We start from the raw sequence: 21,230 nt of genomic DNA, 5'->3' as shown, positions 1-21,230 counted from the left end.
CCGCCATGCGCAAGCCGATGAACAAACACGGCCCCAAGGCCGAGATGAACGTGGTGCCCTACATCGACGTGATGCTGGTGCTGCTGGTGATCTTTATGGTCACCGCGCCGATGCTCACCCAGGGGGTGAAGGTCGAGTTGCCCAAGGTCGCCAGTGAAGCGCTGCCCACCGATACCCAGCAGCAGATCCTCACCCTCTCGGTGCAGGCGGACGGTAGCTATTACTGGAACCTGGGCAGCGAACTGAACACCGAGCAGCAGACCGATAGCGCCGTGGGGCTGGAGGAAATGACTGCCCAGGTCACGCAGATCATCGCCGAACGTGGCGATACCCAGGTGTATATCCGTGCCGACCAGGCCGCCGACTACGCGACTGTGGTCGCCGGTATCGCCGCCTTGCAGCAGGGCGGGGTGAGCAACCTCGGCCTGGTTACCGAGGCGCCGCAGTGAGCAGTGTGCTGATGGATCGTCCCACTTCAATTGTCTGGCCCGGATTGCCAATTTCGCGTCTGCGCAATGCCCAGGCTGCGCTATTGACCCTGGTCCTGCATGCATTGGTGCTGGCGCTGTTGCTGGCCAACTGGCCGGTGGAAAAGCCCGCTGCGCCGAACATCAGCACCATCAGCATGCAATTGGTCAGCCTGCCGCCACCGGCGCCAGTGGTGGAAACCGCGCCGCCTGTGCCGGTCGAAGCCCCGCTGCCGGAGGTACGTGCGCCCGTGGAACCGCAGGTCGACCCGCGTATCGCCCAGCAGAAACTGGAGCAGGCTGCCCTGGCGCGCAATCGCGTGGAGCAACAGAAGGTCGAGCAGCAACGCCAGCGGCTTGAGCACAAGCGTCAGCAGCAGGCCCGCCTCGAACAGCAACAACGCGAGCAGGCGCAACAACGCCAAGCCGCCGAACAGCTTGCCGCGCAGCAACGTCAGCAGGCCGCCGATGCTGCTGCCGAGCAGGCGCGTAAGGCCGAAGCCGCAGCGGCGGCCAGCCGTCAGTACCTGCCGATTGCCAAACAGGCACCGGCTTACCCGCGGCGCGCACTGGACAAGGGCATCGAGGGTGAATGCACCGTCAGCTACACAGTCAACGCCCAGGGTCGGGTTGAACAGCCCGAGGTGGTGGGTGCCTGCCATCCCCTGTTTATCCGCCCCTCATTGGCTGCTGCGCAGAGCTTTCGCTACCAGCCGCGGGTGATCGAGGGCCGCGCCGTCGCCGTGCCCAATGTGAAAAACACCTTTACCTACCGCATCGAATAAACCCATGCCGCCACCCAGGCCGCTCTGTGTCGAGCGGTGCGGGCCGGTGCGCGCCAACCTTTTGCGAGAGCCGTGATGAACCAGGATCACCAACAGTTTCACGCCAGCCTTGAAGCCCACGACGATGTGGCCATCAACCCCAGCGCCAACCCGGCCCTGAGCGACTTGCTCAGCCCGGCGCGGCGCAATGTGCTCAAGGGCGGCCTTACGCTTGCAGCACTCGGCTTCTTCGCCGGCGGCATCAGTGCCTGCCGCAGTGCCGGGGCCAGCCCGCTGCTGGGCTTCAAGGGCGTGCCGGTGCAGATCGATCCTCAGTTCGACCGCGTGCTGGTCGCCGAAGGCTACAGCGCCACGCCGTTCTTCTCCTGGGGCGACCCGGTCGAGGCCGGCGCGCCGCAGTGGAACCCGGATGCCAGCGACGATTGGCAGGCCCAGCTCAAGCAGGCCGGCGACAACCACGACGGCATGGATTTCTTCGCCTTTGAGGGTGAGACCGATCGCGGTCTGCTGGTGATGAACCACGAATACGTCAACCCGCCGCTGCACCCCGGCAACCAGATCGACCAGAGCAAGCCGCGGCCGCTGAGTGAGGTGCGCAAGGAACAGGCCGCCCATGGCGTCTCGGTCATCGAGGTGAAAAAATCCGCTGACGGCCAATGGCAGCGGGTCATGGATTCGCCCTACAACCGCCGCATCAGTGCCCTGACTGCCATGCGCATCGCCGGCCCGCTGGCCGGGCATGAACTGATGAAAACGGTTGCCGACTCCAGTGGCCGCGAAGTGCTCGGCACCATCAACAACTGCGCCACCGGCGTTACGCCTTGGGGCACCTTCCTTACCTGCGAGGAAAACTGGCACAACTACTTCATCAACCGTGATCAGGCCGATTACGCCACGCGCGTGTCGCACAAACGCTATGGCCTGGCCAAAGAGGGCACCAGTAAAAACTACGCCTGGGAAACCGCCGACCCGCGCTTCGACGCTACCCCCGATCCGCAGCTAGCGCACGGTGGCTACGTCAACGAGCCCCATCGCTTTGGCTGGGTGGTGGAAATCGACCCCTTCGACCCGCAGGCCCAACCGATCAAGCGCACCGCCTTCGGCCGTTTTGGCCGTGAATGTGCGGCCCTGAGTCTGAGCGATGACGGGCGCATGGCCTTCTATTCCGGCGACGATGCCAAGGGCGAGTACGTCTACAAGTTCGTCCCCAGCGGGCGTTTCGACGCGGCCAACCCCAAGGCCAACCGCGACCTGCTCGACGAAGGCATCCTCTACGTCGCGCGCTTCGATGCCGACGGTTCCGGTCAATGGCTGGCCCTGGTGCATGGGCAGAACGGCCTGACCGCCGCCAATGGCTTTGCCAGCCAGGCCGAGCTGCTGCTCAACACCCGCGCGGCCGCCGATCAGGCCGGCGCCACGCCCATGGATCGCCCGGAATGGGCCAGCGTGCACCCTGCGAGCCGCGAGGTATATGTCGCCCTGACCAACAACGATGGCCGTGGCGACAAACAACCCACCGACAAAGCCAACCCGCGTGCGCAGAATCTGCACGGGCAGATCCTGCGCTTCAACGAACAGGACGCCGACCCCACCGCGACTGTCTTCAACTGGGAGCTATTCCTCCTCGCCGGCGAGCAGAAAGGCGCCAGGGACGCCAGCGGCAACGCCGTGCCAGCCAACCTCACCGGCACCACCAACGGCGACATCTTCTCCTCGCCCGATGGCCTGGCCTTCGACCGCCATGGACGGCTGTGGATCCAGACCGACTACGGCGACGACGAGCCGGCCATGCAGGCCATGGGCTGCAATCAATTGCTCTGCGCTGATCCGAGCACTCGCGAGGTCAGACGTTTTCTGGTTGGCCCGCGGGGCTGCGAAGTGACGGGTCTGGCCTGGAGCCCGGACGGCAAAACCATGTGGGCCAATATCCAGCACCCGGGTATCAGCTACCCGGCCAGCGACAACAAGACCCGCCCTCGCTCGACCACGGTGATGATCAGCAAAAACGATGGCGGTGTGATTGGCAGCTAGGGTTGCCAGGCGCTGGCCATAAGCCCGAGCGGAACAATGGGGGCGATGGGGTCGCCTCCGTCGCGCTCGAGGATCAGGGCCTTGGTCGTCTGAATCTGTTCGGCCCGATGCTGGTCGGGTCAATGGTCGCGGCGCCTGGTCAGTCGGCAATCAATTGGTCGACCAGGGCCGGGTCGTCGATAAAGCGATTGCGCGTACCCTGCAGGCTGCCGATCTTTTCGTTGCGGGCGTTTTCTTCGCCATCCGGCGGGTCCATCCGGTGCCACTGCTTGTACATGCGCACGTCGCCGACGATGGGCAGGCCGTACTCGATGTGCATATAGAAGATCGCCCGGGCGATATTGCCCTTGGCGGCGTCGCGCGGCTGCAGCACCTTGAAGCGGCTCTTGAGGTCGCAGCCGATGTCGGCGAACGGGCTCTGCGCGCCGGCGTCCAGCTCGCCGAACTGCGCCTTGCGTCGTACCTGTTCGACGCGGCTCAGCGCCGGATAGAGGTTATGCAGGTCGGCGGCCATATAGGCATAGCGCGGGTTCATGATGTTGCACTGGCGAGCGGTGATGCAGCGCAGGGCGCTTTTCAACTGCTTGCTGCTGTAGATCGGGCTGGCGCTGAGCAGTCCGCCACCACTTTCGCCGGTGAAGGCCTTGGCGCAATACAGCGAGGTGCCGCCGGCGCCATACAGCTCATTCCAGAACAACTGGTCGCGGACTTGCCGCTCGGCTAGCTGGCTCTGACCATTGGCCAGAGCCAGCAGGCTGAAACTGGCGGCCAGGCAAGCGAGGGCGATAACCACAGTACGCATGACAAGACCCCGCTGACCGCCGTGTTCGGCGTCTGTTGTTTTTGTAGGGTGGCCGTCTCTGACAACATCGACGACGCATGATAAAGCCGAAAAATGGGCGTCATGTAAGCCTTAGCTTACAGGGCGTGCTGCAGATCGCCACTACTGCGATCGGCGCCGGGCGGCTAACCTTCTGTTCATGGACGTAGCGCAGGAAGCGCAGAGTAACCAAAAGGGATACGCTGGATAGCCGCCAGGATGGTGCGCGCAACATGGATGTCAGTACACAGTCTGCAAAGGCCCCGCACCAGCGGGGTTTTCTTTTTTTGGGCGTTCGCCCTGTGTGGCGCTTCTGTCGCATCCCTCTCCGGTACAGCGATGCTCCACAACGGGGGCAATTTCCAGCGGCAGCCAGGCGTCGACGGCCAACGGCCAGTCGAATCGCTGGCGAACTGCAGTAAGCTGTGCCGATTGTGCACTCGCCGAGCCTCGCCATGCTGATCCAGCTTGTCCTCTGTGTCCCGCCATCGGTCCGCTTGGGCTGGCTGCTGCTCGCCGCGTTGAGCCTGGGTGCGATCCAGCCAGTGGCCGCCGCGCAGCTATACCGCGTGGGGGTGGAAGACGTCGATTACTATCCGATTTTTGCGGTGTCGGCGGACAACCAGTACCGCGGTTACGCCCGCGACCTGCTCGACCTGTTCGCCTCCCACGCGAAAATCCAGCTGCGCTATGTGCCGTTGCCGGTACGGCGGCTCTATCACGAATACTGGGCGGGTCGGCTCGACCTGGTATTCCCCGATAGCCCGCGCTGGCATGAGGTCGGTAAACCGCAAGCGCTGATTACCTACTCGCAGTCGCTGCTGACCTTCCAGGATGTGATGCTGGTGCTGCCGGCGCGGTTGGGCCAGCCGCGTGAGCGTTTTCGCAAGCTCGGCTTCGTCCGTGGCTTCACCCCCTGGAAGTTTCATGCCGAGATCGCTGCCGGCGAAGTGGAGATCCACCGGGCGCCGAACCCGGAGGGCCTGATCCGGATGACCCTGGCGGGCTACATCGACGGTGCCAACATGGCCCGGCAGGTCGCGCGCTACCACCTGGGCCAACTCGAGCGGCCGGATGCCCTGGTGGCAGAACCCAGCTTGTTGCAGTCCAGCGACAGCCACTATTACCTGTCGAGCATCCGCCATCCCGAGCTGATCCAGCGCTTCGATGCCTTCCTGCGCAGCGAGCGGCAGGCGGTCGCTGCGCTGAAGGCGAAGTACGGGCTGTGAGCCAAGGCGTCAGCGGTTGTGCACGTATCCAGGCCGCAGCAGGCGAGCGTTTGCTCACGTCGAGCCACGCGGTGGGATCCGTGGTGCTTAGCGGGTCATCTTCTTGACGAACACCACCACGAACAGCGCCATGGTGAAGCTGCCGACAAAGGCCTCGAAGGCGGCGATCGGCCGGGCCAGGCCCTGGGGTGTGATATCGCCGTAGCCCAGGGTGGTGAAGGTGACCACGCTGAAGTACAGGCAGTCGAGCAGGTCCGTCAGATTGGCCCACAGGCCGCGCTCGAGTGCCAGGCCCAGGCGCAGGTCGCCTTGCTGCACGCCGACCAGGAAGTACAGCAGACCGCATAGGCCGATCAGGCCGAGGGAGAACAGCACCACGTTGAGTGGCTTCTCGCCGTAGCCGCTGAACAGGTCGACCACCCAGGACAGCAGGCGCCGGCCCGAGTGGCGTGGCATCTGCAGGCGACGCATGACCATCTCGCGATGGAAGAACAGCCCGGCCTGCTCGAACAGTCCGGCTTGTTCCAGGTGCAGGCGCAGGTTGCGATAGGTTTCTTCGGCCTCCTGAAACAGCTGGATGGCGGCCGCGGTGTGGCCGCTGCGCAGTTGCTCGCGGCCTTTGCGCTCCTGTAGCAGCTGGCGATCCCAGATGACGTTGTCCAGCCGCGCGCCGTCGAGCAGGATGCCCAGCAGGTTGCAGTCGCGCAGATCGGCGCAGTGCAGGTTGGCCCGGCGCAGGTCGGCCTTCATCAGCGAGCTGCCGCGCAGGTCGAGGGCGAACAGGTGGGCATTCTGCAGGTTGGCGCGGTACAGGTCGGTGTCGCGCAGGCTAAAGCCCGCGTGGCCACCGTGGTTGACCAGATCGATACCGGCCAGCTCGGCGTTCTTCAGTTGGAAACCTGCCATCGGTGGGCCGTTGCGTGCGCGCAACTCCAGGGCGGCGCCGAGCCCGTCGACCCGGCGCTTGTCCACGGCGGCATCCTGCCAGAAGGCTTCCTCGACATACGGTGCGGCCATAGGGCAACCCTGGTCGGGACTTCCTGGTCGGCGGCTGGCGAATGCGCGGTGTGGCCCGCGTGGGTCAGCCTTTTACTTGCTGCGCCACCCACTCGGCATAGGCGTCGATGAACTTTTTCAGGAACGGCTTGATGCCGTCGCCGAGTTCGCCGCTCTCTTCGAAGAGGCTGCCGGCATTGCCTATGTAAGCTTCCGGCTGCTGCATCATCGGCACATCGAGAAACACCATGGACTGGCGCAGGTGCTGGTTGGCGCCGAAGCCGCCGATGGCGCCCGGCGAGGCACTGAGCACGGCACCGGGTTTGCCGCTCAAGGCGCTCTGGCCATAAGGTCGCGAGCCGACGTCGATGGCGTTCTTCATCGGTGCCGGCACCGAGCGGTTGTATTCCGGGGTGACGAACAGCAGCGCGTCGGCGGCCTTGAGCTTGGCGCGGAAGCGGATGTAAGCCTCGGGCGGCTGGTCGTGGTCGATATCCTCGTTGTACAGCGGCAGGTCGCCGATCTCGACGATCTCCAGTTGCAGCGAGGCCGGCGCCAGTTCGATCAGGGCCAGGGCCAGTTTGCGGTTGATCGAGCCCTTGCGCAGGCTGCCGACCAGGACGGCGATGTGGTGAACCTTGTTCATGACGACTCCTTGCCAGAGAGAGTGGAAGAGGGGGGTGAACTGAAACTATAGACCGCCCGGCGCTGGGCATTGGACACTCATGGTGCTAGCGGGCGAAGGCGTCGAGCAGGTCCTCGACGAAGGCCAGCTGCGCCTCGCTCGGCTGGCGACCGCGGGGGGCGATGGTCTGCCTGTATGCGGCCATACGCCCGTAGGGTGCGCTGCGCGCACCGGGGGCGGACCCTCCTGCGAAATATCCGAACCCATAGCCCGGATTCCATCCGGGATACCCCTGCACATGGCGTGCTGTACCGGCAGCCCGCAACGAAAAAAGCCGGGCCACCCGGGCCCGGCAAATAGATGCTGGAGAGCAATCGTGCCGGTGTTGCCTGTTACCAGAGTGACAGGCTGTAGCTGAGGATCAGGCGATTCTCGTCCAGGTCACTGCCGATGTTGCTGCGGGTGGTGGCGTTGCGCAGGCGCAGGCCGAAGTTCTTCAGCGGGCCGCTCTGCACCACGTAGGCGATATCGGTGTTGCGCTCCCAGGTCTTGCCCTCGCTCAACCCGGCGCCACGGTCGACGTTGTCGCCGGACAGGTAGCGGGTCATCAGGCTCAAACCGGGCAGGCCGAGGCCGGCGAAGTTGTAGTCGTAGCGCGCCTGCCAGGAGCGCTCGTCCTGGTTGCCGAAGTCGTTGATCTGCACCAGGTTGACCAGCGCGTTGTCGGCGCCGGCGACGTAGGCGAAGCCGGTGTCGCCGGACAGGTGCTGGTAGCCGGCGGTGAATCCGTGGCCGCCCAGACGGTAGGTGAACAGCGCGCCGAAGGCGTGGTTGTCGATGTTGCTGCCGCCGTCGTCGCTGGAGCGGGCGTAGCGGATATCCGACTTGAAGCTCTGGCCCTCGCCCAGCGGCAGCTGGTGCACCAGGTTGACCAGGTGCTGCTGGTAGATGCCGTCCAGGCCGCCGTAGTAGTAGCTGCTGGCGAGCTCGGGGGTCCACTGGTAACGGCCGCCGGCGAAGAGGAATTCGTCGCTGGTCTTGGCGCTGCCCAGGACGATATTGCGCTTGCCGCCGTTGAATACGGTCATTTCCTGGTTGTCCGAGGAGTCGCGCTGGTTGACCCGGTCGATGCGCCCGAGGTCCAGGCTCAGGCCTTCGACCTCGTTGCTGCTGAGCCAGGCGCCGCGGAAGGTCTGCGGCAGCAGGCGGCTGTCGTTGCGCATCAGCGCCGGCAACACCGGCTGCAGGGTGCCGAGCTTGAGGGTGCTGTTGGAGGCGCGCAGCTTGGCGGTCAGGCCGGCCTCGCCGTACTCGTCCTGGGCACGCCTGGGCGCCTCGCGGTCGCTCTTGAGGATGCCGGTGCCGGTGCGATCCGGGCTGGAATCGAGCTTGATCCCGAGCAGGCCGATGGCGTCGACGCCGAAGCCGATCGGGCCTTCGCTGTAGCCGGACTCGAAGCGCAACATGAAGCCCTGGGCCCATTCCTCGGCCTTGCTCTGGGCCGCTCCGTCCTGGCGGAAGTCGCGGTTCATGTAGAAGTTGCGCGTATCCAGCACCGCCTTGCTGTCGTCGATGAAGGCCGCACTGGCCGGGGCGGCCAGGCCCAGGGCGATGCCGGCACCGAGCAGCTGGCGGGCGAATTTCGGGGTGTGTCGCATGGGTATTTCCTCTTGTTGTTATTGTGGCTAGGACTTTTTTGCCCACGGCCGTCCTGGCAGCGCCTGCCGGAACAGCGCCGTGGGCTTGGGGTGAATCCGAAAAAAAGCGCGGGCCCAAGGGCGGGCTCGCGTTTTCGCTCAAGGGTTACAAGGCATCACGCAGCCCCATGGGCTGCGCGCGGAACAGCCGCGCATCCATCAGGCGTGGCTGGCGCACGATGGGCATGAAATCCATGCGCGCGAGGATGTCGCGCTCCAGATCCACGCCAGGGGCGATCTCGATCAGCTCCAGGCCGTCGACGCTCAGCTGGAACACGCAGCGTTCGGTGACGTAGAGCACCGGCTGACCGCGCTCGGCGGCGAGGCGGCCGGCGAAGGTGCGCTGCTCGACCTCGGCGACGAACTTGCGCAGCGCGCCGTCCTCGACGATGCGCAGCCGGCCGTCCTCGATGCGGATGTCCTGCGGGCCGGCGCTGAAGGTGCCGACGAACACCACCCGCTTGGCGTTCTGGCTGATGTTGATGAAGCCACCGGCGCCCGACAGGCGGCTGCCGAACCTGGACACGTTGAGGTTGCCGGCGGCGTCGGCCTGGGCCAGGCCGAGAAAAGCCAGGTCGAGGCCGCCGCCGTCGTAGAAGTCGAACTGGTAGGGCTGGTCGAGCAGCGCGCTGTGGTTGCTCGCCGCGCCGAAGTCCAGACCCGAGGCGGGAATGCCGCCGATCACCCCGGGTTCGGCGGTCAGGGTCAGGCGCTCGATCACCCCTTCCTCGGCGGCCACCGCGGCGACACCTTCGGGCATGCCGATGCCGAGGTTGACCACCGCGCCGGCCCTGAGCTCCAGGGCGGCGCGGCGGGCGATCAGCTTGCGTACGTCCAGCGCCAGCGGCGCCAGGCTGTCCACCGGCACCCGGGTCTCGCCGGCGAAGGCCGGGTTGTAGGCGGTGGCGAAGGTCTGCTGGTGATTCTGCGGCTCGGCGACCACCACGCAGTCGACCAGGATGCCGGGGATCTTCACCTCGCGTGGATTGAGCGAACCGCGTTCGACGATGCGCTCGACCTGGGCGATGACCATGCCGCCGGAATTGTGCGCGGCCATGGCGATGGCCAGACTCTCGATGGTCAGCGCCTCGCGCTCGAAACTCAGGTTGCCATCCGCATCGGCACTGGTGGCGCGGACGATGCCGACGTGGATCGGCAAGGTCGGGTAGAACAGGTAGTCCTCGCCGTCGATCGGCATCAGCCGCACCAGCTCGGTGGTGGTGCGCTGGTTGAGTTTGCCGCCACCGTGGCGCGGGTCGACGAAGGTGCCCAGGCCGACCCGCGACAGCTGCCCCGGCTTGCCGGCGGCGATGTCGCGGAACAGCTGGGAGATCACCCCCTGGGGCAGGTTGTAGGCCTCGATGCGGTTGTCCACCGCCAGCTTCTGCAGCCCCGGCACCAGGCCCCAATGGCCGCCGATCACCCGCCGCACCAGGCCTTCGTGGGCCAGATGATTGAGGCCGCGGCCCTTGCCGTCGCCCTGGCCGGCGGCATACACCAGGGTCAGGTCGCGCGGTGCCTGTTCGCTCTGGAAACGCTGCTCCAGGGCGATGGCGATCTGTTCGGCGAAACCGATGCCGACGAAGCCGCCGGTGGCGACGTTGGCGTTATCGGCGATGCGCGCCACCGCGGCGGCGGCTGTCATGATCTTGCTCATGGCGGTGTACTCGTGACGAAAAGGGGTCTCGACCGTAGGAGCGGGGGGGACGCCTAGTTCCATGCCCGCGAAACCCATCGCGGGCATGGCCCGCTCCTACGGATGCATCGGTTCAGAAACTGCCAAACAGCGTGCCCAGGGTGATCACCACCGCCAGCGCCACCATGGGGAAGCCGACGGTGTTGACGAAGATGAACTTGTACGACTCGCGGTGGGTCAGCTTGCAGATCGCCAGCAGCGAGATCACCGCGCCGTTGTGCGGCAGGGTGTCCATGCAGCCGGAGGCCATGGCGGCGACCCGGTGCAGCAACTCGGGGCTGATGCCGGCGGCGGTGGCCAGGGTCAGGTACTGCTCGCCGAGGGTCTTGAGGGCGATCGACATGCCGCCCGAGGCCGAGCCGGTGATGCCGGCGAGGATGTTCACCGCCACCGCCTCGGATACCAGCGGGTTGCTCGACACGCCGAGGACCAGGTCGCGGATCACCACGAAGCCGGCCAGCGAGGCGATCACGGTACCGTAACCGACTTCTGCGGCGGTGTTGAGGATCGGCAGCATGGAGCCGAAGGCGCCGTCGTTGACGGTTTTCTTCAGGTCCAGCCAGCGCTGCCAGTGCAGGCCGATGAGCAGGACGATCGCGGCGCCGAGGGCGACGATGATCGACCAGATGCCGATCAGCGACCTGGCGTCCTGCAGGCCGCCGAATTCCGGCTTGGCCAGGTAGCTGGCGTCGAGGTTCGGCAGCACCTGCTTGGCCATCAGGAAGTTCAGCGCGATCACCAGCAGGATCGGCAGCAGCGCCAGCCAGAAGCCGGGGATGTGGCGGTTGTCCTCGGCCACCGGGTCGTCGCTGTGGCTGCCGTAGCCTTCGCCGGCGGCTTGCAGCTTGCGCGCCTGGGCGCTCAGCCACCAGGTGCCGAGGCCGAACATGATCAGCCCGGCGATCAGGCCCAGGCCCGGCGCGGCGAAGGCGTCGGTGCCGAAGAAGGGGTTGGGGATGGCGTTCTGGATCGCCGGGGTGCCGGGCAGGGCGGTCATGGTGAAGGTGAAGGAACCCAGGGCGATGGCGCCGGGGATCAGCCGCTTGGGAATCGCGGCTTCGCGAAACAGCGCCGCGCCGATCGGGTACACGGCAAAGGCCACCACGAACAGCGACACGCCGCCGTAGGTGAGGATGCCGCAGGCCAGCACTATGGCGAGGATCGCCCGCTGGCTGCCGACCTTGGCGACTATGCCGTGGGCGATGGCGCGGGCCGAGCCGGAGTCATCCATCAGCTTGCCGAACAGCGCACCGAGCAGGAACAACGGGAAGAACTGGATGACGTAGCCGCCCATGGCCTTCATGAACACCTGGGTGTAGGTCGGCAGCAGCAAGGCGATATCGCCGGAGAACAGCAGGGCGAGCAGGGCCAGCAGCGGGGCGAGGATCAGTACGTTGATGCCGCGGTAAGCGAGGTACATCAGCAGTGCGAGGGAAATCAGAATACCGAGGGTACCCATGGTCGGGGCGTTCCTTTTTGTTGTTGTTTTACGGCGCCACTCTGCGGTGCGCCGAACGTCGAGCATCCGGGCAGTGGCCCGGTGCGGTGGATGGACAAGCTTTAGCGAAAGCCGTGCCAAGTCGTTCGAGGGGGCGTTGGGGAAAGCTGAAGAGCAGGCTGCGGGCCAGGTGCAATGGGGCTTGGCGCCCTGTGTCGGCGGGCGGCGTCGTGCCCGGGCGCCGCTGTCGGGCCAAATGCGAGTGTCTGCTTGGCTGGACATGCTCAGTGGGGCGGTGGCCGTCGAAGGCATTGTCCAGTTCTCTGGACGGCGGCGCGGCGGAGCGCGGCCCTCGTTGCTTGGTCGGTAAGGCGTACTTGCGCAGGGGGAAGGGGGATTTTCGCTATCGCTTGGTGGACTGTAGCTGCGCTCCTGATCGGAACGCCGCTCGATCCGCCCTACGGACAGATGGTGGCTGCCGAATTTGGAAGCAAGCCACGATTCGTAGGGTGCCACTCGCCGCAGGCAGTGCACCATGGTTGATCGGCGCGGGACAAAAGGTGGCGGACTGTTCGCTGCGCTCCTGAGTCCGCCCTACGGGCTGTGCGGTGCAGCGGGATTCCGTTCTAGCGCGCGCTCAAGCCGTGTTGCTGCAGCTTGCTGTACAGGCTGGCGCGGGAGATGCCCAGTTCAGTGGCGGTGCGCCGGCGGTTGCCGTTGCAGGCGGCCAGGGCGTGCTGCAGGGCGCGGCGTTCGGCCTCGGCGATGCTTTCGGCCAGCGGCCGCAGTGTGCCTGCGAGCGCTTCGGCAGTGGTCGGCGGCTCGGCCGGCAGCGCTTGTGCCAGCAGGCCCGGTGCGGCCAGCAGCGGCTGCAGTTGCGCGGGCTCCAGCAAGGCCCCGTCTGCGTCCAGTTGCGCGCGCTCGAGCAGGTTGCGCAGCTCGCGCACGTTGCCCTTCCAGGGCTGGGCGCCGAGCAGGGCCAGGGCCGTGGGGCTGAGTTCCATGGGCGGCTGGCCGGAGCGGTTGGCGATGTCGTCGAGCAGGTGCTCGACCAGCGCCGGGATGTCCTCGCGGCGCTCGCGCAGCGGCGGCACCTGCAGGGCCAGGACGTTGAGGCGGTAGTAGAGGTCGTCGCGGAACTGGCCGGCGGCGACCTTGGCCTCCAGGTCGATATGGGTGGCGGCGATCACCCGCACATTGAGCGGCTTGACCTGGTTCGAGCCGAGCGGCTCGACCTCCTGTTCCTGCAGCACGCGCAGGAGCTTGGCCTGCAGCGGCAGGGGCAGGTCGCCGATCTCGTCGAGGAACAGGGTGCCGCCGTTGGCCACCTCGAACTTGCCGATGCGGCCCTTGCGGTCGGCGCCGGTGAAGGCGCCGGGCGCGGTGCCGAACAGCTCGGCCTCGACCAGGGTTTCCGGGATGGCCGCGACGTTGACCGCGACGAAGGGGCCGTTGGCCCGCGGCGACAGGTTGTGGATGCCCTGGGCCAGCAGCTCCTTGCCGGTGCCGGTCTCGCCGCGCAGCAGCACAGTGGCGTCCAGTTGCGCGGCGCGCCGGGCCATGCGCTTGACCTCGCTGGCCGGCGCGCTGCTGCCGATAAAACCGGCGATGGTGTAGCGCGCCCGCCGCGCCTTGGCCAGTTCGTTCTGGGTGTCCAGCAGCTGGTTCTGCAGCACATTGAACTTGGCCATCAAGGGCTTCAGGTGGCGGGCACGGTCGAACAAGACGAAACCCAGGGCGCCGACCAGGGTGCCATCCTCGTCGCGCAGGGGAATGCGGGTGACCACGAAATGCTCGCTGCCGAAGGCCATCAGGTCGAGCATGCTCGGCTGGCCGCTTTCCACCACCTCGCGCAGCCGGCTGGCCGGCAGCACCTCTTCGATCTCCTGGCCGAGCACGCTGCGCGGATCCGTGATGCCGACTTTCTCGGCGTACTTGTCGTTGATCCAGACGATCCGCGCCTGGCGGTTGACCGCGATGGTGCCCTCGCACTGGGCGTTGAGGTGGTCGAACAGCAGCGGCATGGCCACCGCGCGAAAGCGTTCGGGCGAGACGCCGATGATCAGGCCGTGCTGGTCGAGGTCGTCGCGGGATATGGCCATGGCAGCAGGGGTTCCAAGGAGTGATGCAGGCGATTATGGGAGCCGGCGCCTGGCCGAGGCAAGGCAGGCGCGCCCCGCTCGGGCCCGGCGGCTGCCGAGCCTGCCGCCGCCGGGGACGGGCGCACCGATCGAGCGGGTTTCAGGGCCCGCCATACACCTCGTTGGGCAGCCAGGTGGCCAGCGGCTGGAACCAGAACACCAGAGCCAGGCCGAGCAGCTGCAGGGCGATGAAGGGCGCGACGCCCAGGTAGATATCGCGGGTGGTGATGCCCGGCGGGCACACGCCCTTGATGTAGAACAGGGCGAAGCCCACCGGCGGGGTGAGGAACGAGGTCTGCAGGCACATGGCGAACAGGATGGCGAACCACAGGGGATCCACCCCCATGGCGAACAGCACCGGCGCCACCAGCGGCAGGATGATCAGGGTGATCTCCACCCAGTCGAGGAAGAAGCCCAGCAGGAAGGTGATGAACAGCACCGTCAGCAGCACGCCGGTCTGGCCGAACGGCAGGCCGGTCAGCGCCGCGCGCACCACATCGTCGCCACCGAGGCCGCGCAGCACGGCGGCGAACACCGTGGCGCCGATGAAGATGCCGAAGATGAACGCGGTGGTCCGGCTGGTCTGGTACAGCGCCTCCTTGAGCACGTCCAGGTTCAGGCGGCGGCTGAGCGAGGCCATCAGCAAGGCGCCGGCCGCGCCCACGGCCGAGGCCTCAGTGGTGGTAGCGATGCCGAAGAAGATCGAACCGAGCACCGCGAGAATCAGCGTCAGCGGCGGCACCACGGCCCAGAACACGTCGAGCAGGGCGCGGGCGTCCAGCTGCGGGCGATTCTTCGGCGCCGGGGCGAAGTCCTTCTTCAGCCAGGACACGATGACGATATAGAGGATGTACAGGGCGGCGAGCATCATCCCGGGAATCAGCGCGCCCATGAACAGCTTGCCGACCGAGGCCTCGGAGGTGCCGAGGCGATCGGCCATCAGCACCAGCATGATGCTCGGCGGCACCAGGATGCCCAGGGTGCCCACCGAGCAGGCGGTGCCGACCGCCAGGGACTTGTTGTAGTTGGCCTGCAGCATGGGCCCCAGCGAGAGCATGCCGAGCAGCACCACCGAGGCGCCGACGATGCCGGTCGAGGCGGCCAGCAGCACGCCGACGATCACCACGGTGATCGCATAGCCACCGCGCAGCGGCCCGAGCACCCGCACCAGGCTGTGCATCAGGCGTTCGGCGATGCCGGAGCGATCGAGCATGATGCCCATGAAGATGAACAGCGGCAGCGCCACCATCAGTTCGTTGGCGACGATGCCGTAGATGCGCGCATCCAGCACACCGATGGTGCCGCCCCAGGTGAACCAGAGGTCGGCGTCGAAATATTCCACCAGCACATGGCCGGTGATGGCGAAGACCAGACCGATGCCGGCCAGCGACCAGGCCACCGGGAAACCGAGCAGCAGCAGGACCATGAAGCTGGCGAACATGGCCATGACGAGAATTTGTTCCAGACCCATTACTTCAGCCTCGTGATCAGGGATGCGGATGGCCGCCGTTGCGGTCATCGTCAGGCGTTTGGATGGCCCGGGGGAAATGCCACAGCAGGGTGCTGCAGCGCGAGGCGCGGGAGAACAGGGCGATGCCCACCAGGAGCAGGCCCAGCGGCAGCACGCTCTTGAACAGGAAGCGGTAGGGCAGCCCGCTCGGCGCCTGCGAGTGTTCCTGGTAGACGAAGGCGGTGTAGGCATAGGGGACCAGGGCGTGGATCATCAGGTAGATGACCGGCAACGCCAGCAGGACGATGCCCAGCAGTTCGATCAGGGCCTGGCGGCGCGGGGAGAATTTCTCGCGCAGGACGTCGACGCGCACGTGATCGTCGCGCACCACGGCGTAGGCCAGGGCCAGCATCATCGCCGCGCCGAACAGGTGCCAGGAGAGTTCTTCCAGGGCGATCGAGCCACGCGCCATGACGAAGCGGCTGAACACGTTGCTCAGCACCACCAGCAGAACCGCCAGCCACAGCCAGGCGCTGGCCCGGCCGATGGCGACGATAAAGCGATCCAGGCGCCAGGACAGGCGGTTGCTCGGTAGCGGGTCGGGTTGCGCCGCTGGTGCGGGCAGGTCGGTTGGAACGGGTGGCTGAGACACGGAAACCTCGGACGCTCAGGGAAAGGGAGTCGACGGGCGCCGGTCTGGCCGGGCCCGTCCGGGTTCCGCGATCAGTCGTGCTGGTAGAAGTCCCGCGGCAGGTAGCCCATGCCGTGCCAGGTGGCGTGGTGGGCCATGAACTCGCGCTGGCTGGTCAGCACGCGCTTGAACATGGCGTCCTGCCCGGCGATTTCGTCGAGCACCTCATTGGTCACGCGCTGCAGTTCGCGCAGGACCGGCTCGGGCAGCACCCGGGCCTGCACCCCTTCCTTCTTGTACTCGGCGAGGGCGGTCGGTTGTGCCCATTCGCTCTCGGCGAAGCCCTTGAGGGTGGCCGACTCGCAGCCCATCTCGATCAGTGCGCGGCTCTGCGGCTCGAGCTTGTCCCAGACGCCCTGGTTGACCAGCAGGTGGGAGGTGGTCAGGGTCTGGTGCCAGCCCGGCATGATGTAGTTCTTGATGATCTGGTCGAGGCCGAGCATCTTGTCGATCGCCGGCTGGGAGAACTCGGTGGCGTCGATGGTCTTGCGCTCCAGCGCCTGGTAGATCTCGCCGCCGGGAATCATGGTGACCGAGGCGCCGAGCTTCTCCAGCACCTTGCCGCCGATGCCGGCGAAACGGATGCGCAGGCCATCGAAGTCCTCCAGCTTCTCGATCGGCTTGGCAAACCAGCCGGCGCCTTCCGGGCCGATGATGCTGCACAGCATCGGGTGGATATTGTGCGGGGCGTAGATCTCCTCCAGCAGCTTCTTGCCGTCGCCCTGGTAGTACCAGGCCAGGTAGGCCGGCGGCTCCATATTGAAGGGCGCGCCCGAGTACAGCGGCAGGGCGGGGATGCTGCCCTGGTCGTAGCCGATCCAGGTATAGCCGGCCGGGTACTTGCCGGTGCTCACCGCATTCATGATCTCGAACGGCGGCACCAGCTCGCCCGGCTCGTAGTAGCGCAGCTGGATATCGCCGCCGGAGATGGCCTTGAGCGATTCGGAGAGGTGCTTGACCGGAGTGGTCAGGCCCACCAGGTGCGAGGGAAAGGCCAGGGGCACCTGCCAGCGGATTTTCTCAGCCAGCGCCGGGGTGGCGAGCAGGCTGCCGGCGAGCAGGGCGGCGGCGGTGATGCCTTGGGTCAGGCGGGATAGCTGTTGTTTCATCGACATGCTGGAGTTCCTTCTTGTTGTTTTTGTCTGGGCTGCCGGTCGGGCAGTGGCCAAGGCGAAGCGGGGCGGATCGCGCCCCGTCAGCTGCAGCGGTCGACGCCGCAAGGGCGCCGGCAATTAGCCTGTGGGACTAAGCAGATTCTGTGCCTCATTGAATAAATCCTTTTAAATCAGATTATTAGGTTGTTTCAGGACGACCAGGCGAAGCAGTCAGTCCGTAAATCTGGACAGTCTCCGCGATAGCTTGGTCAGGATGTCCAGAAATTCAGACAGCTGTCCGTAAATCCGGACCTCGCCTTCCTGTGCCGCGCGAGGATGGCGGTGCAGCCGGGCAACCTGCTAGAGACTAGACGCTGGCGTCGTACCCGTGACTCATGCCATGCGCCAATGGCGCGCCTGCGGTGCATCTGCGATAGTCGATCGGCTAAGCCGCGGGGGCATCAAGTCGGCAGTGGTCCGGGTTCTGGCGGGATGACAACGAGACAGCCGCGCAGTGCGCGGCTGTCTGATTGGCCATGTAGCCGTTAACTGTCGCGAGCTCTGCAGGCGCGAAGACTATCTGTCCTCGTTGCTTTTAGCTTGGCTGCTCAGCCTGTAGTGGCCGGGGCTCTCTCCCGTCCATTGCTTGAACGCCCGGTGAAACGCGCTCGCCTCACGGAAACCGGCCTTTTCGGCAATATCGCTGATGCTCATAGCTGAATTGCGCAGGCATTCGAAGGCAATGCTACGGCGTACTTCGTCTTTCAGTTCCTGGAAGGAGAATCCCTCCCGCTGCAGCTGACGGCGGAAACTGGCGATGCTCAGGCCGCGTTCGTCGGCCATGTCCGCGAGTGTGGGCCAGTGTTGGTAATGACAATTGCGCAATTGCTTGAAGACCTGACTGCTAAGCCCTTGGCGATTGATGAAGCGAACGATGAGCCATTGCGGTGAAGTGCGCAGAAAAACCTTCAGTGAGGCGAGGTCTTGCACCACAGGCAGGCGCAGGTAGCTGCTGTCGAACGCTATTTCGGTAGGCGTGGTTTCGAAGGTCAGGTTCGGCCCCCAGAACAGGTGGTCGTCGCCATGGGCCGGTCGCGGGTGGGCGAATTGCGAACGGCTGATGGGCAGGCGGCGTCCCGCCAGCCAGCACAGCAGGCCGAGCACCACCGTCAGGAAGGTTTCCTCGGCGTCGCTGCTGGCGGGCCTGTCCTGCTGGCGGTTTTCCAGGCGGATCACCGCCTGTTTGCCGCGTACGCAGAGGTTGCCGCGGATGTCGCGCAGAAACAGGCCGAGGCTTTTCAGGCATTGCTCGAGGGCCTGGCCGATGCTGGAACACTGAATCAGGCCGCGGCTAATCAGGGCAAAACTGCCCATGGGCATGCCGTGGGAGTCGAGGCCGAGGAACTCATCGTCCAGCTCGCGGGCGACGGCCAGCCACAGCTTGGCGAAAGCGCTGGCCGATACCCGTCCGGAGAGATCCGTCAACTGTTGCGGGTCAATCCCGGCTTCGGCCAGGACGCTGGCAATCTGCTGGGGGTGTCCTTGCAGCCCGTGCAGGGCGACCTGGACGAAATACACGGCCACCGAGTCCTTTTCTTGCATAGCCTCGCTCATTTCATTGCGGCCTGGCCGCCAGGAGTTGCAAAAAGCATCAGGTAAACGGGTCATTTTCGGCATAGGCCGGGGGGCATGCCGTCTTTAGACTGGCCGCCAGTGTAACCCCGGCCAGGCCCGTGCTGCTGGGCCGGTCGATAGCCACGCCAGCGGAGTGTTCCATGTCTACCCCCGAAGTCTATATCGTCAGCGCTGCCAGAACGGCCATTGGATCCTTTGGTGGTGCACTCAAGGACGTGCCGCCAGTGCAACTGGCCACCAGCGCATTGAGCGCGGCGCTTGAACGCAGCGGTTGCGCCCCCGAGCGTATCGGTCATGTGGTGATGGGCAATGTCATCCCCACCGAGACGCGCGATGCCTATCTCGCCCGGGTTGCGGCAATGAATGCCGGTATCCCCAAGGAAACCCCCGCGTTCAACGTCAATCGCCTCTGTGGTTCCGGCCTGCAGGCGATCATTTCGGCGGCGCAAAGCCTGCTGCTGGGCGATTGCGAGATGGCCATTGGCGGCGGCGCCGAATCCATGAGCCGCGGCCCCTATTTGCTGCCGGGGGCGCGCTGGGGTGGGCGCATGGGCGACATGCAGGCCGTCGACTACATGCTCGGTATCCTCCACGATCCGTTCCAGCGCATTCACATGGGCATTACCGCCGAGAATATTGCCGAACTGCATGGCATCAGCCGCGAAGAGCAGGATGCCCTGGCGCTGGTCAGTCAGCAGCGTGCGGCGCGGGCGATTGCCGAAGGACGTTTCGCCGGCCAGATCGTGCCGGTTGAAATCAAGAGCCGTAAAGGCACGCAGCTGTTCGAGGTCGATGAGCATGTGCGTGGCGACACCTCGATCGAGCAACTGGCGGGCATGCGCACCGCGTTCAAGCCGGGCGGCACGGTCACCGCCGGCAACGCCTCGGGACTCAACGACGGCGCGGCGGCGGTGGTTCTGGCCACGGGCGCAGCGGTGCAGGCCGATAACCTGCGCCCGCTGGCCCGCCTGGTCAGCTATGCGCATGCCGGTGTCGAGCCCGAGTTGATGGGCCTGGGGCCGATTCCGGCCACCCGCCTGGCCCTGCAGCGCGCCGGCCTCAAGGTCGCCGACCTGGATGTGATCGAGGCCAACGAAGCCTTCGCCGCCCAGGCCTGCGCCGTGGCCCGCGCGCTCGACTTCGACCCGGCCAAGGTCAACCCGAACGGTTCGGGCATCTCCCTCGGCCACCCGGTCGGCGCCACCGGGGCGATCATCGTCACCAAGGCCATCCACGAACTGCATCGCACCCAGGGTCGCTATGCCCTGGCGACCATGTGCATCGGCGGCGGCCAGGGTATCGCCGCGATCTTCGAGCGCGTGTGAGCGGAGGGGAGACGAGCATGAACGACGCAAATGTGGGTGTCATCGGCGGCGCCAGCATGGGCCGCGGGATTGCCCGGCTGTGTGCCCTGGCAGGGTTGTCCGTCGCGCTGGTGGACCTATCCGAAGCCGCCCTGGCCAAGGCCGTGGCGACCATTGCTCGCTACAACTGATCAGCGGCTGCCAGGGACGGGCTGCCGCCGGCTTTTTCCGGGAGTCATGACGCCATGAATCGCAAACGATCGTTCGCCTTGGATTGCCCCGACCAGTCAGGCGCGGTAGCGCTCTCGCGCCTCGAGCAGATCCGCGGCCAGGCGCTTGAACTGTTCGCCGAGCGCGGCTTTGCCGAGGTGAGCATGCGTGAGCTGGCCCTGCATCTGGGGATAGGTGCGGGCTCGGTGTACCACCATTTCGCGAGCAAGGAGCAACTGCTGTTCGAGCTGATCGAGGAGCTCTATGAGGACCTGCTCGACGCGGCCGTGCTCACCGACAAGGGCAAAGCCCAGGGCCGCCTGCAGGTGCTGTTGCAGGCCCATATAGCCCTGCACGAGCGCCGCGGCCTGCATTTTCTGCTGGCCGAGCGGGAGTATCGCTGTCTCACGCCGCAGCACCAGGGGCAGATCGAGCAGCTGCGCAGGCGCTATGAGGAAAAGCTCATGACGCTGCTGCTGGAGGCCGGCGCGACAGGCCCGCTGCCGGTGCTCAAGGCTAACGTGCAAGGTGTCGTCGCCTGGCTGAACAACCTGCCAGCCTGGCTGGGTCAGTCCGGTTTGACCCCGGCGCAGCGGCAGGAGGTGATAGGCGCAATCGTTCTCGGTTCTCTGTCTGGCGTTCTCAAGCAGCCGGCAACGGCTGCAGAAAACGCAACCGTAGTTGCGTTGCGCGTCCCCGGTACAAGCCCGCGAGGCTGACCTTCTATCAATAGGGGCATGCTCAATGCCCTCTCACTACCTGAGTGACTCAATCATGTCCGACTACCAAGCCCCCCTGCGCGACATGCGCTTCGTGCTCAACGAAGTGTTCGAAGTATCCAAGCTGTGGGCCCAACTGCCGGCCCTGGCCGAAGTGGTGGACGAAGACACCGCCAGCGCCATTCTCGAGGAAGCCGGCAAG

At 65.8% G+C, this 21,230-nt stretch carries 19 protein-coding genes; 8 read left to right on the top strand and 11 right to left on the bottom strand.

The window, feature by feature from the left end:
* Positions 1–5 precede the first annotated feature (5 nt).
* The 3 genes from tolR (at position 6) to R3355_RS22500 (ending at position 3,283) form a co-directional block, all read left to right on the top strand.
* Positions 6–449, top strand: coding sequence for a protein TolR (gene tolR, locus R3355_RS22510; protein WP_318963320.1), 444 nt, complete (start codon positions 6–8; stop codon positions 447–449).
* 11 nt (positions 450–460) lie between these two features.
* Positions 461–1,252, top strand: coding sequence for a TonB family protein (locus R3355_RS22505; RefSeq protein ID WP_318963319.1), 792 nt, complete (start codon positions 461–463; stop codon positions 1,250–1,252).
* A 75-nt stretch (positions 1,253–1,327) separates the two neighbouring features.
* Positions 1,328–3,283: a PhoX family phosphatase gene (locus R3355_RS22500; protein ID WP_318963318.1), complete on the top strand. Its 1,956-nt coding sequence runs from the start codon at positions 1,328–1,330 to the stop codon at positions 3,281–3,283.
* A gap of 139 nt (positions 3,284–3,422) precedes the next feature.
* On the opposite strand, the gene R3355_RS22495 is transcribed toward R3355_RS22500, so the two are convergent.
* On the bottom strand, positions 3,423–4,085 hold the full coding sequence (locus R3355_RS22495; protein ID WP_318963316.1) for an endonuclease: 663 nt from the start codon (positions 4,083–4,085) through the stop codon (positions 3,423–3,425).
* Positions 4,086–4,558: 473 nt separating this feature from the next.
* Here R3355_RS22495 and R3355_RS22490 point away from each other — a divergent pair, with 473 nt between their 5' ends.
* A complete protein-coding gene (locus R3355_RS22490; RefSeq protein ID WP_318950220.1) occupies positions 4,559–5,332 on the top strand; it encodes a transporter substrate-binding domain-containing protein in 774 nt (257 codons plus the stop codon).
* Between the two features lie 87 nt (positions 5,333–5,419).
* Here R3355_RS22490 and R3355_RS22485 read toward each other — a convergent pair whose 3' ends face one another.
* From R3355_RS22485 to R3355_RS22440, 10 genes are all read right to left on the bottom strand, one after another.
* The gene (locus R3355_RS22485; protein ID WP_318963315.1) at positions 5,420–6,349 is read right to left on the bottom strand and encodes an ion channel; all 930 of its coding nucleotides are present in this window, start codon (positions 6,347–6,349) and stop codon (positions 5,420–5,422) included.
* A gap of 64 nt (positions 6,350–6,413) precedes the next feature.
* Positions 6,414–6,974 (bottom strand): NAD(P)H-dependent oxidoreductase, encoded by a 561-nt coding sequence (locus R3355_RS22480; protein ID WP_318963314.1) that lies wholly within the window; start codon positions 6,972–6,974, stop codon positions 6,414–6,416.
* 371 nt (positions 6,975–7,345) lie between these two features.
* A complete protein-coding gene (locus tag R3355_RS22475; RefSeq protein WP_318963312.1) occupies positions 7,346–8,611 on the bottom strand; it encodes an OprD family porin in 1,266 nt (421 codons plus the stop codon).
* Positions 8,612–8,756: 145 nt separating this feature from the next.
* The gene (locus R3355_RS22470) at positions 8,757–10,307 is read right to left on the bottom strand and encodes an acyl CoA:acetate/3-ketoacid CoA transferase (RefSeq protein WP_318963309.1); all 1,551 of its coding nucleotides are present in this window, start codon (positions 10,305–10,307) and stop codon (positions 8,757–8,759) included.
* A gap of 112 nt (positions 10,308–10,419) precedes the next feature.
* On the bottom strand, positions 10,420–11,805 hold the full coding sequence (locus R3355_RS22465; RefSeq protein ID WP_318963308.1) for a GntP family permease: 1,386 nt from the start codon (positions 11,803–11,805) through the stop codon (positions 10,420–10,422).
* Between the two features lie 605 nt (positions 11,806–12,410).
* Complete coding sequence (locus tag R3355_RS22460) at positions 12,411–13,886, bottom strand: sigma-54 interaction domain-containing protein (protein WP_318963307.1); 1,476 nt, start codon at positions 13,884–13,886, stop codon at positions 12,411–12,413.
* 139 nt (positions 13,887–14,025) lie between these two features.
* On the bottom strand, positions 14,026–15,396 hold the full coding sequence (locus R3355_RS22455; protein ID WP_318963305.1) for a TRAP transporter large permease subunit: 1,371 nt from the start codon (positions 15,394–15,396) through the stop codon (positions 14,026–14,028).
* Between the two features lie 16 nt (positions 15,397–15,412).
* A complete protein-coding gene (locus R3355_RS22450; protein WP_318963304.1) occupies positions 15,413–16,027 on the bottom strand; it encodes a TRAP transporter small permease subunit in 615 nt (204 codons plus the stop codon).
* 71 nt (positions 16,028–16,098) lie between these two features.
* Positions 16,099–17,181 (bottom strand): TRAP transporter substrate-binding protein, encoded by a 1,083-nt coding sequence (locus R3355_RS22445; protein ID WP_318963303.1) that lies wholly within the window; start codon positions 17,179–17,181, stop codon positions 16,099–16,101.
* 555 nt (positions 17,182–17,736) lie between these two features.
* On the bottom strand, positions 17,737–18,762 hold the full coding sequence (locus R3355_RS22440) for an AraC family transcriptional regulator (protein ID WP_318950537.1): 1,026 nt from the start codon (positions 18,760–18,762) through the stop codon (positions 17,737–17,739).
* Positions 18,763–18,935: 173 nt separating this feature from the next.
* Here R3355_RS22440 and R3355_RS22435 point away from each other — a divergent pair, with 173 nt between their 5' ends.
* The 4 genes from R3355_RS22435 to R3355_RS22420 all read left to right on the top strand — a co-directional run.
* On the top strand, positions 18,936–20,120 hold the full coding sequence (locus tag R3355_RS22435) for an acetyl-CoA C-acyltransferase family protein (protein WP_318963302.1): 1,185 nt from the start codon (positions 18,936–18,938) through the stop codon (positions 20,118–20,120).
* Positions 20,121–20,137: 17 nt separating this feature from the next.
* Positions 20,138–20,290, top strand: a complete 153-nt coding sequence (locus R3355_RS22430) for a 3-hydroxyacyl-CoA dehydrogenase NAD-binding domain-containing protein (protein WP_318963300.1) — start codon at positions 20,138–20,140, stop codon at positions 20,288–20,290.
* Positions 20,291–20,344: 54 nt separating this feature from the next.
* Entirely contained in the window at positions 20,345–21,028 is a 684-nt protein-coding gene (locus R3355_RS22425; RefSeq protein WP_318963298.1) for a TetR/AcrR family transcriptional regulator, read from the top strand.
* Between the two features lie 55 nt (positions 21,029–21,083).
* The coding region (locus R3355_RS22420) for an acyl-CoA dehydrogenase N-terminal domain-containing protein (protein WP_318963333.1) at positions 21,084–21,230 on the top strand (147 nt) is incomplete at its 3' end.

This window comes from Pseudomonas sp., assembly GCF_033723075.1.
Taxonomy (GTDB): Bacteria; Pseudomonadota; Gammaproteobacteria; order Pseudomonadales; family Pseudomonadaceae; genus Aquipseudomonas.
This window is presented reverse-complemented; position numbering and strand designations above follow the sequence as displayed.